Annotated in this window: 12 protein-coding genes; 6 read left to right on the forward strand and 6 right to left on the reverse strand. The window is 61.6% G+C overall.

Translation table 11 applies throughout. The features are described 5' to 3' along the window. The first annotated feature begins 9 nt into the window (after window positions 1-9). Both ACR3XE_RS02630 and ACR3XE_RS02635 read left to right on the forward strand, forming a co-directional pair. Entirely contained in the window at window positions 10-312 is a 303-nt protein-coding gene (locus tag ACR3XE_RS02630) for a hypothetical protein (protein ID WP_473699136.1), read from the forward strand. A gap of 144 nt (window positions 313-456) precedes the next feature. Continuing rightward, complete coding sequence (locus tag ACR3XE_RS02635; protein WP_473699135.1) at window positions 457-1,719, forward strand: multidrug effflux MFS transporter; 1,263 nt, start codon at window positions 457-459, stop codon at window positions 1,717-1,719. A gap of 48 nt (window positions 1,720-1,767) precedes the next feature. Here the strand turns inward: ACR3XE_RS02635 and ACR3XE_RS02640 are convergent, their stop codons facing one another. The 5 genes from ACR3XE_RS02640 to ACR3XE_RS02660 form a co-directional block, all read right to left on the reverse strand. Continuing rightward, window positions 1,768-3,333, reverse strand: a complete 1,566-nt coding sequence (locus tag ACR3XE_RS02640; RefSeq protein ID WP_473699134.1) for an amino acid permease — start codon at window positions 3,331-3,333, stop codon at window positions 1,768-1,770. 107 nt (window positions 3,334-3,440) lie between these two features. Further along, the gene (gene pbpC / locus ACR3XE_RS02645; RefSeq protein ID WP_473699133.1) at window positions 3,441-5,582 is read right to left on the reverse strand and encodes a penicillin-binding protein 1C; all 2,142 of its coding nucleotides are present in this window, start codon (window positions 5,580-5,582) and stop codon (window positions 3,441-3,443) included. Then, on the reverse strand, window positions 5,579-11,413 hold the full coding sequence (locus tag ACR3XE_RS02650) for an alpha-2-macroglobulin family protein (RefSeq protein ID WP_473699132.1): 5,835 nt from the start codon (window positions 11,411-11,413) through the stop codon (window positions 5,579-5,581). The genes pbpC and ACR3XE_RS02650 overlap by 4 nt, the downstream gene beginning before the upstream one ends. A 108-nt stretch (window positions 11,414-11,521) precedes the next feature. Next, entirely contained in the window at window positions 11,522-11,899 is a 378-nt protein-coding gene (locus tag ACR3XE_RS02655) for an HIT domain-containing protein (RefSeq protein ID WP_473699131.1), read from the reverse strand. Window positions 11,900-11,907: 8 nt separating this feature from the next. Beyond that, complete coding sequence (locus ACR3XE_RS02660) at window positions 11,908-12,237, reverse strand: phosphoribosyl-ATP diphosphatase (protein WP_473699130.1); 330 nt, start codon at window positions 12,235-12,237, stop codon at window positions 11,908-11,910. A 93-nt stretch (window positions 12,238-12,330) separates the two neighbouring features. Between ACR3XE_RS02660 and ung the strand changes: the two genes are divergently transcribed. From ung to ACR3XE_RS02675, 3 genes are read left to right on the forward strand one after another with little or no spacing between them, the layout of a single operon-like run. Then, window positions 12,331-13,023 carry a uracil-DNA glycosylase gene (ung, locus tag ACR3XE_RS02665; protein WP_473699129.1) on the forward strand — a complete coding sequence of 231 codons (693 nt, stop codon included), beginning with the start codon at window positions 12,331-12,333 and terminating at the stop codon, window positions 13,021-13,023. A 36-nt stretch (window positions 13,024-13,059) separates the two neighbouring features. Further along, the gene (locus ACR3XE_RS02670) at window positions 13,060-13,239 is read left to right on the forward strand and encodes a hypothetical protein (RefSeq protein WP_473699128.1); all 180 of its coding nucleotides are present in this window, start codon (window positions 13,060-13,062) and stop codon (window positions 13,237-13,239) included. 18 nt (window positions 13,240-13,257) lie between these two features. Further along, window positions 13,258-13,716 (forward strand): YaiI/YqxD family protein, encoded by a 459-nt coding sequence (locus ACR3XE_RS02675; protein ID WP_473699127.1) that lies wholly within the window; start codon window positions 13,258-13,260, stop codon window positions 13,714-13,716. Here ACR3XE_RS02675 and ACR3XE_RS02680 read toward each other — a convergent pair. After that, window positions 13,713-14,402 carry a DUF6445 family protein gene (locus ACR3XE_RS02680; RefSeq protein WP_473699126.1) on the reverse strand — a complete coding sequence of 230 codons (690 nt, stop codon included), beginning with the start codon at window positions 14,400-14,402 and terminating at the stop codon, window positions 13,713-13,715. The two genes, ACR3XE_RS02675 and ACR3XE_RS02680, sit on opposite strands and share 4 nt — an antisense overlap. 70 nt (window positions 14,403-14,472) lie before the next feature. Between ACR3XE_RS02680 and ACR3XE_RS02685 the strand changes: the two genes are divergently transcribed. Further along, window positions 14,473-14,904, forward strand: a complete 432-nt coding sequence (locus tag ACR3XE_RS02685; RefSeq protein ID WP_473699125.1) for an ion channel — start codon at window positions 14,473-14,475, stop codon at window positions 14,902-14,904. The last annotated feature ends 93 nt before the right edge of the window (window positions 14,905-14,997 follow it).

The following is a 14,997-nucleotide window of genomic DNA, read 5'->3' on the forward strand; positions in this document are numbered from 1 at the left end:
AGAATATCTATGTCCCAAGTTGATGGCAGCTATGATTGCATCACCAAGTCGCCGATGGGTGACCAGAAATCGGTGTTCACCGTAAACAGCGATGGCAGCAGCTTCACCGGCTCGAACAGCGGCGCAATGGGTGCCCTTGATGTCGAAGATGGCAAGGTTGATGGCAACAAACTGACCTGGGTGATGAATATGAAAGTCCCGATGCCGATGAAGCTCGATTGCGAAGCGACCATCGACGGCGACACGTTGACCGGCACGATCAATGCCGGACCTTTTGGCGCAATGGCCATGTCCGGCACGCGTCAGGGCTAATCACCAACACAGAATATTAAGGGCCGTCGCTGCACCGCTGTGCAGTGGTGGCCTTTTTGCGGGCGTCCTTTGGCCTGCTGAACCATAATCTTGCGCCAATAGAGGCTGTTCAAAGCCTGTCGCTTTCGGCATAGCCCTGCTGCAATGCACAATGACCCGATCTCGACAAAAGCGACGCCTCCCGCCGGCACCCGTTTGCCCGGCGAGCGTGAGATGGTGATCATGATGGCCATGTTGATGGCGCTCAACGCCCTCGCCATCGATGCGATGCTTCCTGCCCTCCCGGCGATGGCAGATGGGTTGAATGTGCTGGTCGCGAATGACCGACAATATATCATTTCGGCCTATCTGGCGGGGCTTGGCGTTGGCTCACTTTTTTATGGCCCGCTTTCTGACCGGTTCGGGCGCAAAGGTGTGTTGGTTCCGGCGCTTTTCGCTTATGCTGTGCTGGCTTTAGGATGCGGCCTTGCGAACAGCTTTCCGATCCTGATTGCCCTGCGCTTTGTCCACGGCTTGGTCAGTGCCGCGCTTGGTGTCGTGGTGGTTGCGGTGATCCGTGACCTGTTTGTCGGCGACGCTATGGCCAAGCGTATGTCGCTCATCTTTCTGGTCTTTATGATCGTCCCGATCATCGCGCCAACCATGGGGGCTGGCGTGTCGGCGGTTGCGGGCTGGCGTGCGATCTTCATCGTGCTGGCAGTGATGAGCATGGTGATGCTGTTGTGGCTGCGTCGTTTGCCCGAAACGCTCAACTCCGCCGACATACGTCCGCTTGATTTTCGTACCATCGTCAACGGCTGGTCGGTCGTCACCCGCCACCGCCGCGCGGCAGGCTATATGCTGTCGGCGGCGATGATGCAGGGCGCGCTCTATGGCTATCTCAACAGCAGCGAACAGATTATTGCCGAGGTCTTTGGCGCCCGCGCCGAGTTTCCTTTTGTTTTTGCCTGCGTTGCCGTTGGCATCGCCGTCGCCAATTTCTCGAACGCACGTATCGTCGAGCGTTTTGGTGCGCGGCGTGTGTCACAAACGGCGGTTTTTGCGTTTATCGCTACATCAGTCGCGCAGATCGCAGCGGCGTTCAGCGGCGTCGAAACGCTTATTATGTTCACGGCGTTGATGATGGTCAACGTCGGCCTGATTGGGTTTATCGGCAGCAATTTCGGGTCTATTGCGATGGAAGATTTCGGACATATGGCCGGGGTCGCTTCTTCCTATCAAAGCTTTGCACGAACATTGCTCGGCGCGGTCATCGGCGCGCTGATTGGACAGCAATATGATGGGACATCCTTGCCGCTGGCCTATGCTTTTCTGGCGTGTGCCATTTCAGGCTTATTGCTCGTGATATGGGCCGAAAGCGGTCGGTTGTTCACCCGCCCCGGCACGGCTCCCAAAAGCCCGCTCTGATTGGCAAGAAAAAGGGGAGCATTGCGCGCTCCCCTTTTCTTTTAGACCTTAGTGAATGTCCGGCATCGGAGGCACCGGCTGTGGCGGTGCATCGGGGTCTTCTTCATGCACCTCTATGATGCCTTGCCCGACATGGCTCTTGCGATAGCCATAAAGGAAATAGACGACCAGACCGATTCCGCCCCATATCGGCAACACCAGCTGCGATTCCAGCGGCAGGTTAAAGAACAGCCCCACCGTTCCCAAAATCGTTAGCGGCGCCACGATCCAGACAAGGGGTGTCCGGAACGGGCGTTTGCGATCGGGCTGTGTCCGGCGCAGCACCAGTACCGCAACCGCCACCATGAAGAAGGCGAACAGCGTCCCCGAGTTGGAGATGTCGGCGAGCTTTCCGACGGGCAGGAAGGCAGCGAAGAAGGCAACGACCACGCCCGTAATCATTGTCACGATATGCGGAGTTTTCCAGCGCGGGTGAATGGTCGACAGCTTTTGCGGCAACAGGCCATCACGCGCCATCACAAAGAAGATGCGGGTTTGGCCGAACAACATGATCAGGATGACCGAAGGCAAAGCCAAAAAGGCAGCCAGACCAATCAGATTGCCGAACACGGGATAATTGATCTGACGCAGGACAAAGGCCAGTGCTTCCTTGGAACACACCAGTGGTTCTTTGCCCGCAGCAAATAGCGTTTGGCACTGTGCGGCAAAGCCAGTGGTACCCGGTTGGAGCACCTGACCAGCGGAGCCAACAATCGGCTGCGCCCCGACAGTGCCAATCGCACCAGCCGCGACAAGTAAATAGAAGACCGTACAAATGGCCAGCGATCCGATCAGTCCGATGGGGACGTTGCGTTGCGGATTCTTGGTTTCCTCGGCCGCAGTCGAGACCGCGTCAAACCCGACATAGGCAAAGAAAATGGAGGCAGCAGCTCCGACCGCGCCAAGCCCTGTGGCTTCACCCTTGCCGAACCAGCCATTGGGCATGAAGGGTTCGAAATTCTGACCCTTTATCAACGGTAGTGTCAGGAATATGAAGACGGTGAGGGCGGTAACCTTGATCGCCACTAGCACCGCATTGACGCGCGCTGATTCGGTGGTTCCGATCATCAGCAATCCGGTGACCAAAAGCGCAATAACAAGGGCAGGCAGGTTGATCAGACCACCGGGCGCATAGGTTCCAACGGTTAGAGCAAGGGGTAAATCGACCCCAGCAGTTTTTAGCAAGCCGACGAAATAACCGGACCAGCCGACCGACACCGCGCTGGCCGCCACCGCATATTCAAGAATGAGCGCCCAGCCGACCATCCAGGCGAGCAATTCGCCCATGACGGCGTATGTATAGGTATAGGCGCTGCCCGAAACCGGCACCATCGAGGCAAGTTCGGAATAGCAGAGCGCCGCGACCGCGCAGACTAGGCCTGCGATAACAAAGCTCCACATCATCCCCGGTCCGGCTTTTTGTGCCGCTTCAGAGGTGAGCACGAAAATGCCGGTACCAATAACCGCCCCCACGCCCAAAAGCGTAAGTTGGATAGGACCAAGCGATCGAGTGAGCGATTTCTTTTCGGCAGTGGCCAAAATGGCGTCGAGCGATTTAACGCGACCAAATATCATCTTTGTCTTTCCCCTTGATCGGCGATGGACCCTCGCCGCTCTTTTATGGGGGCAACCTAGTCACTCTGCGCGACAGCGCAACTAAATTTCGTTGCCGAATCGTCGGTCTAGCGCACGGTAAAGCGGACATGGTCGATGATCCGGCCACCGGGATCGACGAGTGTCAATCGATGGACCCCGGGGCGCGGTAATATTTCCAGCCCTGCATCGGCATCGCCTGCGGGCTTCTTATCGAGGATCAGCCGGTATCCGGTCACCGCGCCGCTGACCGAAACCGATAGCCGTTGGCGGTCGATCGGAATGTCGGGGTCTAGCGCATAGACGCTGCCGCTAACCGGGCTGGTGATGCGCGGGCGTCGGGCAACGGCGGGAGCGGCGGCCATTTCGTTCTGGCCAGTGCCTACGACAAAATATTCGCGGCGCGGCGGCTCGCGGGTGCCGGGCAGACGGACCTGCCGCGTCTCGACACCGGCGGGCATTTTGGGCGGTTTCCCTGGGCGATTGGCGTGAAGTGCCAGCATCACATCGCGCCACACCGGCGCTGCGCCCGACGTCCCCGATACAGCGCGCATCGAATCGCCCTCTAGATTCCCCACCCACACCGCGACGGTGTAGCGGTCGGACCAGCCGACGCACCAATTGTCGCGCATCGCTTTGGACGTCCCGGTCTTGGCCGCAGCCCAAAAAGGCAGGCGCAATGCGCTGTCGGCACCAAAGGCATCAGCGCGGGCGGTCGCGTCGGACAAGATGTCGCCGACGATGAAGGCGGCGGCGGGGCTTACGACTTGCTTGGTTTTGCCCGGTAGGTCGTCGCGGACAAAGCGTACCAGTGACCAACGCCCCTGATTGGCAAGGGTGCGAAACCCATTCGCCTGTTCGACTAGCGATACTTCGGCAGACCCCAGCGCGAGGCTGAAACCATAATAGTCGCCATCCTCTACCAAGCTGTGATAGCCGAGCGCCCACAACCGGTCGCGAAAATCCTGAACCCCGTCGATCACTAGCGTGCGCACCGCGGGAACGTTGAGCGAGCTTGCCAGCGCGCGTCGCACCGTCACAGGTCCGCGAAAGCTGCGGTCGTAATTTTTGGGAACATAGAGCCCCGATGCAGTGTCGAGTTGCACAGGACTGTCGTCGAGAATCGACGCGGCGGTCAGCCAGCCGCGCTCGATGACTTGTGCATAGAGTTGTGGCTTTAGAGTCGACCCGGCCTGACGCGGTGCATTGGCCCCATCGACGGCGGCGGCGGTGGATTTGAGCCCGACCCCGCCGACATAGGCGAGCACATCGCCGGTCGCATTGTCGAGCACAACCACCGCACCATCGCGCACCCGTCCGGCCCCCAACCCGCTCAACTGGCGGCGCATCGCCTGAATCGCGATCTCTTGCGCCCTGCGGTCGAGGGTCGAAATGACTTTCTTGCCCGGCTTATCGAGCAGGCGCACCGCGAGATGCGGCGCGAGGCCCGGATCATAGCGTGCGCTCTGTTCCCCCGATGTCAGCGTCGCGGCGGCGGCCATGATGGCGCTGCAATCTTTGGCATGGGCAAGGCGGCAGGCGCGCTGACCCAATATATCAGGTCTGGCGGAGGGGTTCGGCAGCAAGGCGGCGAACAGAACGGCGTCGGTGTGGTTCATCTGCGCGGGAGCTTTGCCGAACAGGGTGCGCGCGCCCGCGCCTATGCCCTGCGCTTCGCCGCGCAAGGGAACTAGGTTGAAATAGGCTTCCAGCATTTGCACGCGGGTCCAGTGCGCGGCCAGCTCTTGTCCGGCACGCATCTGGCGTAGTTTTTTGAACCAGTTGCGCTGTCCCGGCTGGGCCAGTTCGGGGGCCAGAAAGGCGGCAAGCTGCATCGCGAGTGTCGATGCGCCACGCGACGGACCACCGCTCCAACGCGCACGCACCGCACTGGCAATCGCCAGCCAATCGACCCCACCATGGCTCCAGAATCGCCGATCCTCCGCGCGGACCACCGTATTGCGTAATGCCGGACTAATGTCTTTCAGTGCCACCCAGTCGAGCCGCCGCTGCTCGAAATTGACCCGCTCGCTGTCGATCAACTGGCCATTGCGGTCGTAAAGCCACGCCTCGCTTGGCTGCCAGTCGGCACGAACGGTAGCAAAGGCGGGCAGGTCGGGCGGGCGCGTGACCAGATGCGCGGCGGTGGTCAGGACCAGCGCGGTTAGCGCGATCCAGCCCAGCCAGCCGGTCCAGCGATGCCGTTGGAGCGGCGGTCGCTCTAGACTCACTTTCCTACACTGGCGACGGTCATGGTCCCGTTCGGCCATTGCCCCCTGATGGAGGGTGAATACATCGCTTCAACGCGGGTTTGTGGTAAAGTGAAGCGCCCTGACCCGTTGAGCCGCACGACATATTCGACCGTATGAGTGCCCGCCGGCATCCATGCGAAAAAGCCGCGCCAGCTGTCGCGGCCGCGTTCGATATAGCTGGGCTGCGCGCCTTCGCCCTGTGCGGCATCGGCCAGCATTTGCGATTGGCCACCCAGATTGCCGACGATCGTTGCCCCCGGCGCGACCGGATCGTCGATCACCACCCAAGTGCGCCCCGCACTGGCGGTCACTTCGATCCGTACCTTGATGACATCACCGCGCGTTAGCTGGCTCTTGTCGGCGGCCTTGATGATGGTCACCGTCCGCTTGATTTTATACCCGGCGTTCAGTGGCTCGGTCAGAGGGACCGCCGCCTTGACGCTCACCGTTGCCCAAGGCGAACCGCCGCCGCTGTGTCGCAGCGCCATCGGCCCGTCGGTCAGCGGGACGCGCAGCGGCTTGACCGCTTTGCCCAGCGGCCAGCTTTGCGCCGCGCTGGCGTTGGCAAGACTAATCCGCGTCGTGCCTGTGATGGCGCTGGCGGGGTAAAGCTCGGCAAAGCGCCGCACGACCACCGCGCCCCACGCGTTGGCGGGCGTGGTGTCCCAATGGCCACGTTTCTGACGTTGGGCGACCCCGACCATCAGTCGGCCGGCATCTTCGTCCCAACCCGAACGGCCCAGCACCGCATCGAGCACCTTGATCGCCATTTCATCACCGCTGACCATCATCCACCACGGGGCCTTGGCATCGTCGACCAGGTCGAGTCTCGTGCCTTCATAGACCAGCCTCTTGCGCAATTCGGCTTCTGCTGTCTTTCGCATTGAGGCGGCATTTTTGACGCCCGGAACTTTGTCGAGAGTGATCAGCCAGTCGGCCAGCGTTCCTGTCGGCATATCGGCCGGGTTAATGGCGACCGAGGCGACCAGCGCCGGGCTGGCACCATTGTTGCGCGCCAGCGCTGCCAGCGCGGCAATGCGCACCAGCCGCAAATCATAGGGGCCATGGCTTTGGCGGCCCAGCCGTCCGTCGACCACCGCTTGCAAGGCCGCGATCATCTTTTGCTTGGGCGCATCGGGGATGGCAAAGCCATTGGCTGCCGTCATCGCCAACACATAGGCGGTCAGTTCCGGCGAACCGCTGAGCCGACTATCGGGCCAATAGCGCAGCAGGCCGTCGTCATCCAAATAGGTCGGGATAGCTCCCGCCAGCGCTTGCCAGCGCCCGACATCGCTGAGCACGGCAGCACGCGACAGCGACTGCTCAAAGCAATTATAGGGGTAAATCGCCATATAATCGCGCACCCCGGCGAGTGGCGGCGCGAGGGTTCCGGCCAGCGCCACATCGACATAGCCGCCGGGCAAGGCTCCTGCGGGCGCCGCAATCGGCAGGTTGGTGTCGCTGCCGACCCGGATCAGGCTGGCGGCCCAGCTTTCCACCGGCACTGCAAGGACGACCTCCTGTTTGAACGCGAGTGTGTCGCTCTGTTTTCCGTCCTTTGACACTGCTGCAATGGTCCATTCGAGCGGTCCGTCTTTGGCGGGCGTGGTCATCGACCAGCTGATCGGCAATGCGCCGCCTGCCGGTATGGTGATGGTTAGTGGCGGACCCTTGGCAACCGATGGCGACAGTGTTGGTGTCGCTGTGACGGTCATCGCCTTGTCGGTACTGTTGCGCAGTGTAAAGCGCGCGTCATATTGGTCGCCGGTCCGCACCAGTTCGGGCAGGCTGGCATAGATGGACAGATCCTGCACGGTGCGCACGCTCGTCGACCCGGTGCCGAAATATTGCGACCCGGCGCTGGCAATGGCGACGAGGCGGAAGCCCGATAAATTGTCGGAGAGCGGAACATCAACACTCGCATGGCCCTTGGCATCGAGCGGGACGCGGCCTTTCCACAACAGCACCGGCTGGAAATTCTCGCGGGTCAGACCCGACAGATCGCCGCCGTCGCTACCGCCGCCACCGGGGGCGACCGCTTTGCGGCCATAATGGCGTTTGCCGACCACCTGCATCTGTGCGGTCGAGGTCAGCACGTCGAGGGTGCGATCCCCCATCATCGCGTCGAGCAATTTCCAGCTGTCATTGGGCGCGAGTAGCAACAGCCCCTCATCGACCGCAGCAAAGGCGACGTCGGCGCTGGCGGGGACTTTGCCATCGGGCGTTGTCACCGCAATATCGACCTTGGCGGTTTCACGCACGGCATAAGTTTCTTTGTCAGCCTTGACCTTGACCCCCAGTTCATGGCCTTCCCAGCCGACTTTGACCTTGGCGACGCCCATGCGATAGGCGGGTTTGGACAGGTCGACGAGCGCGGTGGGCGGTGCGCCTTCGCTTGGTGCGACGGTAAAACCAACGGCGCGTTTTAACTTACGGAACCAGCTTTCCTGTCCGGTCGCGCGCCCGCGCACCACCATCACCGACACATAGACATCGGGGGCATAGCTGGCGGGCAGTTTGACCTTCACTACCGGGTCGGTGCCCTTTAGGTGCGTGACAAAGCTCGACAATACGCCTTCGCGCTCGACCGTGACCAGTGCGGTTGCTTCGCGGAACGGCATCCGGACCTGGAATTTGGCGGTGTCGCCCGCCGCATAGCTGGGCTTTTCGGCGAGCACATCCATCCGGTCGCCATTATCGCCGCCGAACCACCATTCGTCTTCACCGGCAAGCCAGACAGACCGTACCGCGCGCGATTCATGACCATCGGCATCGCGCGTTGTCGCAACTACAGTGATTTCGCCTGAAACGCCGGGCGCCATCGCGCAACTGGCGCGGCCCTGACGGTCGGTCCGGGTGCTGCACGCCGTCGCCAGCCGCGTCGTCCGCATCTGGTTGTCATAGGCATAAAAGCCGCCAATCAGCCGCCGCCGTGCGGTGATGATCTCGCGATTATAGAGCGCGACTGACACCGACTGTCCGGCGATCGGGTTGCCGTCGAGATCGAGCGCGATAAATTTCAGTCGCAAATCATTGTCGCGCATCAACCAGCCATCGGTCTTGAGGCCCAACCGCACAGCAGAAGGGAAGAGCGGGATGCGGCTGCTGCTGGTGAGCGTTTCGCCATTGGCGTCCTGATAATCCATTTCGACCGCCATAGTGATTGGTCGGGTGATGGGTTCGTCGACCGTCACGCTGGTATTGGCTGATCCATTGGCGTCGAGCGTCAGCGGCACGGCGCGGGCCAGCGGCAGGTCGGTATCGGGTTCTTCGCCGCTGTCATCCAACTGGACGGTGCCTTCCTTGACCGGCTGACCGTCAAAATCCCAATCGCGATAATTTTCGGGCGGCGACCAACTGGCATAGAAACTGGTGCGCAGCTCGACCGGTAAATTGGCGGCGGGGCCACCTGACAAATATCCGACGAACAGCGACAGCGGTACGGTTGCGGGACGCACCGGCGATGTCTTGGGACCAGTCACCGTCGCCTTCATTGTGGGCAAGCGATATTCGTCGACGCGGACCGACTGGTCGCTCCAGATCGTCTTTGCCTCGCCCATTTTGTCCTTGGTGACAAAAACCAGATCATAATCGCCCATCGGGGCGTTTTTGGGCACATCCCATGTCGTTTCGCCGCTGCCGCCCGCATCAATGGCAAAGGGCAGATCGAACTCTGTGTCGGACCCACGATGGACCAGCCGCAACTTGCCCGCCATTGATGCGGCGGCGGCAAATCCGGTGCCGACGGGGTGCCGCAGGATGTGTTTCATATGGACGGTCTCGCCCGCCTTCACCAACGCGCGATCAAAAACCGTGTGCAAAATGTCGCCGCGCTCGGACCAGCCATAGGGCAGGTCGAAATCATAGGGACGGATTCCTTGACCCCAGTCGGTCAGCGTGAAACTGAAATCACCGCCCGACCGCGCGGTCACCATCAGCGCATGATTTTCGCTGTCGGCCGGATCGGCGTCATCCTTGCAATAGGAATAGGTCTCGGGTTCGGGCAGGCCGTGTGGAAAGGCTAGCCGTCCCGCCTTGTCTGCGGTCCCGCGCGCCAGCAACCGACCGGTGCAACTGTCCGAAATGCGAATGTCGGCGCCCGCGACGGGTTGCCCGCTATCGAGCGAAGTTACCCAGGCGAGCGAGTTTTCGCGGCCCCATTTGAAATGCACCGCCATGTTGGTGACCAGCGCTGTCGTCGCAACATAGCGCGTCGCTTTGCGACCAAGCAGCGCTGCTCCGAGTTCGGGGCTGGCGACTTCGACGACGTGAAAGCCGTTTTCCTTTAACGGAATGCCGACAACCTCGAACGCCTTGCCCTTACCCGGCAGAGCAAAAGCCATGTCTTTGCGTGCCCCGCCCTCGGGCGCATCGGTAAACACCGATGTGGTGCCGGTATAATTAACCGACACTTTCTTGCCGCTCTTGTCTTTTTCCTGACGATAATCGCTGTTATCCGCTTCATCGACACGGCGCAGCCAGCGCGCGATCAGGGCGTCGTCATCGGCAACTTTCAGCGCGGTTGCGGGCAGTTTGAGGTGGCTTTGCGCCAGCGCCGGTTCGACGGCGCGCACTGTGACGGGCAGCACGCCGCCCTCTTTTGCTTCCAAAATGCCAAAGCTGGCGGCAAACTTGACCAGCGGCGGGGCGTGGTCGATGTGGAATTGCAGCGGGTAATTGGCGACATTCTGCAACCGGCGTTCGCTTTGATCGGTGACATCGGCGGGCAGCGTCAGCGTGGCATCGACATTTTCGGGCAGCGGTCCCTTAAACTTTATCTGGGACAAAAAGGCATCATTATCATCCGATGCAGCGGTGCGTCGCGAGCCGTCGGATAGGCTCAACGTCGCCGCCAGCGCCGTCGCGCGGGCGACGGGCGCGGTAAAGCTGAGTGTGACATTCTCAATTGGATTGCAGCCCGCCTGCGGATTGACGCGACGACAGCGCATCTTGACGGTAAAGGCCTCACGTACCTCATAATCGAAGCGCTGATCGCGGCCAGCCACATGGTCAGGCGCTCCGGCCTGGGCAATGCGCCCATCCCAGACCAGCGCCATCTCGCGGCCGGGGGGCAGCGGGCGGCGACATTTGACCGGCACGATCCGCGCGAGCGCTGCATCGCGTTCGGCGCCTGTAGCGGGAAGGCTTCGTGGCAATCCGGCATCCTCATAAAAGCTTCGTAGGCGCCAATCATTCTTGCCAAGACCGGTGAGAATGGTCGTTGCCGTCTCGGGCTTTAGGACGTCGAGCGGAATTTTCTCGCCAATGCCATTGACCGCGCAATAGCCAAAGCGCCCGACCGAGGCGTGATCGGCGGCGACATTGGTGGCGACCAGAAAGATTTGGTCTTCTTCGATGCCGTCATAGGTGCCTCCGGCCAGCACCGCGCGCGCCGATGGTCCGCCTGTGTCGATGGCAAAGCGCGATGTGCCGCTGACCGCAACACCGCGTGCTGTGGTCAGCCCCTCGACCAGATCAACATGACAGCGCAGGCCGCCGGGTAGGCTTTTGGCAAACTCCAAAACCCAGGTGCGCGTGTCGACCCATCGCCCATCGCTGGCGATTTTGCAATCTTGTGTTGCCGGCGCGCGGGCGCGCGGATCGCCGAGTGGCACCATATCTTCGGAAAAGCGCAGGGTGAAACGACTGATCGTGCCGTCGCCCGTCCCTGTGCTGCCCGGTGTGGCGAGGGTGACTTGCGGCACCGTATCTCCGCCGGCAGCGGCCACGGCCAGCGCTAGCGGGACCAACAGCGCGATCCGTGCCTTGCGCGCTAGCGCCTTGCCGATCGGTCGCCACTTGGTCTGCATATAATCTCCCCGCTACGCCCTTTCGCTATCCTGCTGGAAACAGGGTCACGAGTCTAGGGCTGGAAAGGATAAACAGGGAGAATTAGGCAGCCCATTTGACGGCCCCGATCAACGCGCCAGCATCGGCCCCAACGGTTGCCCGCCAAACAGATGGACATGCAAATGTGCGACCTCTTGTCCGCCATGGCTCCCAACATTGGCCAGCAGCCGGTATCCGGGCGCAACCAGATCATGCGCGCGCGCTACCGTGCCGACGGCGCGAATAAAGCCGACGATTTCGGTGTCGCTGGCGCGTGCTGAAAAATCGTCCCAGCTGACATAGGCCCCCTTGGGGATCACCAATATATGCAGCGGGGCTTGCGGCGCAATGTCATGAAAGGCGAACGCATGATCATCTTCATAGGCTGTGTTGCACGGCAACTCGCCGCGCAAAATCCGCGCAAAGATGTTCGTGTCGTCATAGGGCAGGGTGGCATCGATGGGCATGGCTTTTCCTAACTCTTTGGGCGTGCGGCCTTTTCGTCATGGCCCGATGTGCCATGCCGCGATTCCAACTCGGCGGCGACGGCGTCCCAGCCCAGCCCCCGCTCGGCCAGCAGCACGGTCAGGTGAAAGATCAGATCCGCGGCTTCTTCGACGACCGCTTGGTCATCCTCTGTCAGCGCGGCGATGACGGTCTCGACCGCTTCTTCGCCTAGCTTCTGCGCGATCTTGCCGCGTCCTTTGGCCGCTAGGCTGGCGACATAAGAGGCTGACGGATCGGCCTCTGCCAACCGCGCACGCACCACTTGTTCCAATTGTAAAAGCGCCTGATCCGCCGTCACACCATTCTCCACAGCTAACCACGCTGGCCTAGCGGTCTCGACCTGCCGCGACAAGGTGCTGGACAAGGCGAAGGTGCTCTGGTCGAAAGCGCCATGGCCAACATTCAACTTCACCCCGACTGGTTGGCGCGCATCGGCGGCGAATTTGACCAGCCCTATATGCCCGCCCTCAAACAATTTCTGCACGATCAGCGCGTGGCCGGAAAGACTATTTATCCGCGACCCGGTGATTGGTTCGCCGCGCTTGACGCCACCCCGCCGCAGGATGTTCGCGTCGTCATTTTGGGGCAGGACCCTTATCACGGTCCCGGACAAGCACATGGCCTGTGCTTTTCGGTCCAGCCCGATGTCCCCGTGCCGCCGAGTCTCAGGAATGTCTATAAGGAGCTGCATAGCGATTTGGGCATCGTGCCCGCGCGCCACGGCCATTTGATGACGTGGGCGAGGCAAGGCGTCTTGCTGCTCAACACGGTGCTGACGGTGGAAGCGGGCGAGGCTGCTTCGCATCAGGGGCGGGGTTGGGAGCGGTTTACCGATGCCGTCATCGCCGCGGTCGATGCTAGTTCCGCCCCTACAGTGTTCCTGTTGTGGGGCAGTCATGCGCAGAAAAAGGCCGCGGGGGTCGCCAGCATCGACAAGGGCGGACCGCATCTTGTCCTTCGCGCGCCGCATCCATCGCCGCTGTCGGCGCATCGCGGCTTTCTGGGGTCGCGACCGTTTAGCCAGACAAACGCGTTTCTGGCCGAACATGGACGCGGCACCATCGATTGGCGGCTGCCCGATTGATTCCAGATAAATCGGACGGCGGGGTATGAGACGCCTATGATGGCGACGTGGGCATCGGCCCGCGTGGCGCAAAGGATTATGATTATGGCCAAAGGGCAAAAGAAATCGAACCGCGAAGTGCGCAAACCCAAGGCAGAAAAACCCAAGCCGACCAACGCCAGCAACCCGTCGACCAAAACCGGGGTTGTAACCGGGCTGGACAATATGAAGAAATAACGCCGTAACGCCGTTCGCATGACATCGCCGCCCTTCCTTCTCGTTGATGCCGACGCCTGTCCTGTGAAGGACGAAGTCTATCGTGTCGCGTGGCGGCACGAGGTCGCGGTCAAAATCGTCAGCAACAGCCGGATGCGTATTCCCGACCACCCGCTGGTCGAACGGGTCGTGGTGTCCGATGGCTTTGACGCCGCCGACGACTGGATCGCCGAACGGGCAACCGCGCGCAGCATCGTCATCACCGCCGACATCTTGCTCGCCGACCGCGCGCTGAAAGCGGGCGCGACGGTGCTCGCCCCGACCGGCAAGCCGTTCACCATGGCGTCGATCGGCCCCGCCATCGCCACGCGCGCGATCATGGCCGATCTGCGCGCAGGCGGCGATCAGATTGGCGGGCCGCCGCCGTTCAGCAAATCCGACCGGTCGAACTTCCTGCAAGCGTTAGACGCCGCATTGGTGCGCCTTTCCCGCACCTAACCCGCCGCGAAAAACATCAGGTGGACGAGGCGGCCATTTTCGGGCCGGTCGCCGAACCCCGCGCCCGAATTGTGAAACATCCACGGCGAAAACAGGATCAGCCGGTTATAGCGCATCGGCGCGGTGAAGGCCTTTTCCCACTTGGACGGCAGCACCGTGTCGCGGTTCACCACATCTTCGATCAGTCGGTTGGGATCGGCATAGCCCGCTGCTGTCAGCGCGTCGGGGCGCGTCACGACGCGGTCGAGTCCGGTGCGGCGGTGGCGAAAGAAATCGGTGCCGCCGCGCGCGTCGCCGGGCAGGCTGAGATAGAGGATGCCCGAATAAAAGCATGGATCGACATGCACCCCCGACCGCCCGCGATCACCCTTGAGCGTCAGGCGGCAATGCTGGTGCGAGGTTCCGGTGGCAGGCTGAACCCGCGTGCCGATAATCCGCGCCACGCTGTCGTCGAGACCGGTGATGGTCAACGGACGATCTGACAGCAGCCCCGGATAATTGCCGCGCTTGGTCGCGGGGTCATAGGTGAGCGCCAGCGCGCTGCGCCGTGCCGCATCGGGATCGGCCAGAAAATCGTCGATGATCAGAAAGCTGGGGAGCGGCATGGCCGAATCCTCTGGCAGCCGCGCGGCCGGATCGCAATCTTCATGGTCGGGCCTTTCGTGACGGATGGCAAAGCGTTGCATGAATGGCGACGGATGAAAAGGGTCCGCTGGCCGCTTGCACCGCGCGCCGTGCTGGGCAATGCTGTTTGCCATGATGTATGAATTGCTGATCGCGACCCTGATGGTCGGACTGACCGTGTTGATGCACGGGGCGGGCCTGTTCACGCTGGGCCGGATCTTGCAGATCGAGGCGCGCGAGGAAGCCATCGCCGGCACCCACCCCGCGTCGCTCCGCGCGATGGGTTTTACCCTGTCGCTGGTGCTGGGGCTGTTCGTCATCCACGGGATCGAGATCTGGAGCTATGCCCTGCTTTACTGGGCGATGGGCGCGCTTTCGGACCTGTCGACCAGCGTCTATTTTTCGACCATCACCTATGCCACCATCGGCTTTGACGATGAGGGTATTCACCCCTCCATGCGGCTGGTTGCGGCGATCGAGGGGGTCAATGGCGTAATCCTGCTCGGCTGGTCCACCGCCTTTTTCGTCACCGTCGTCGCGCGGCTGGGGCGGCGGCCCCATTAGCTTGTGAAGAAGCCGGATACAGGCAACCCGACCTTGACTCTTCGTGGCCCGAGGCCTCCAATCACCCTCAGAAACTGAGGGAAAGAGAGGCTG

The sequence above is a fragment of the Sphingopyxis sp. 10G20-10 genome, assembly GCF_057365075.1.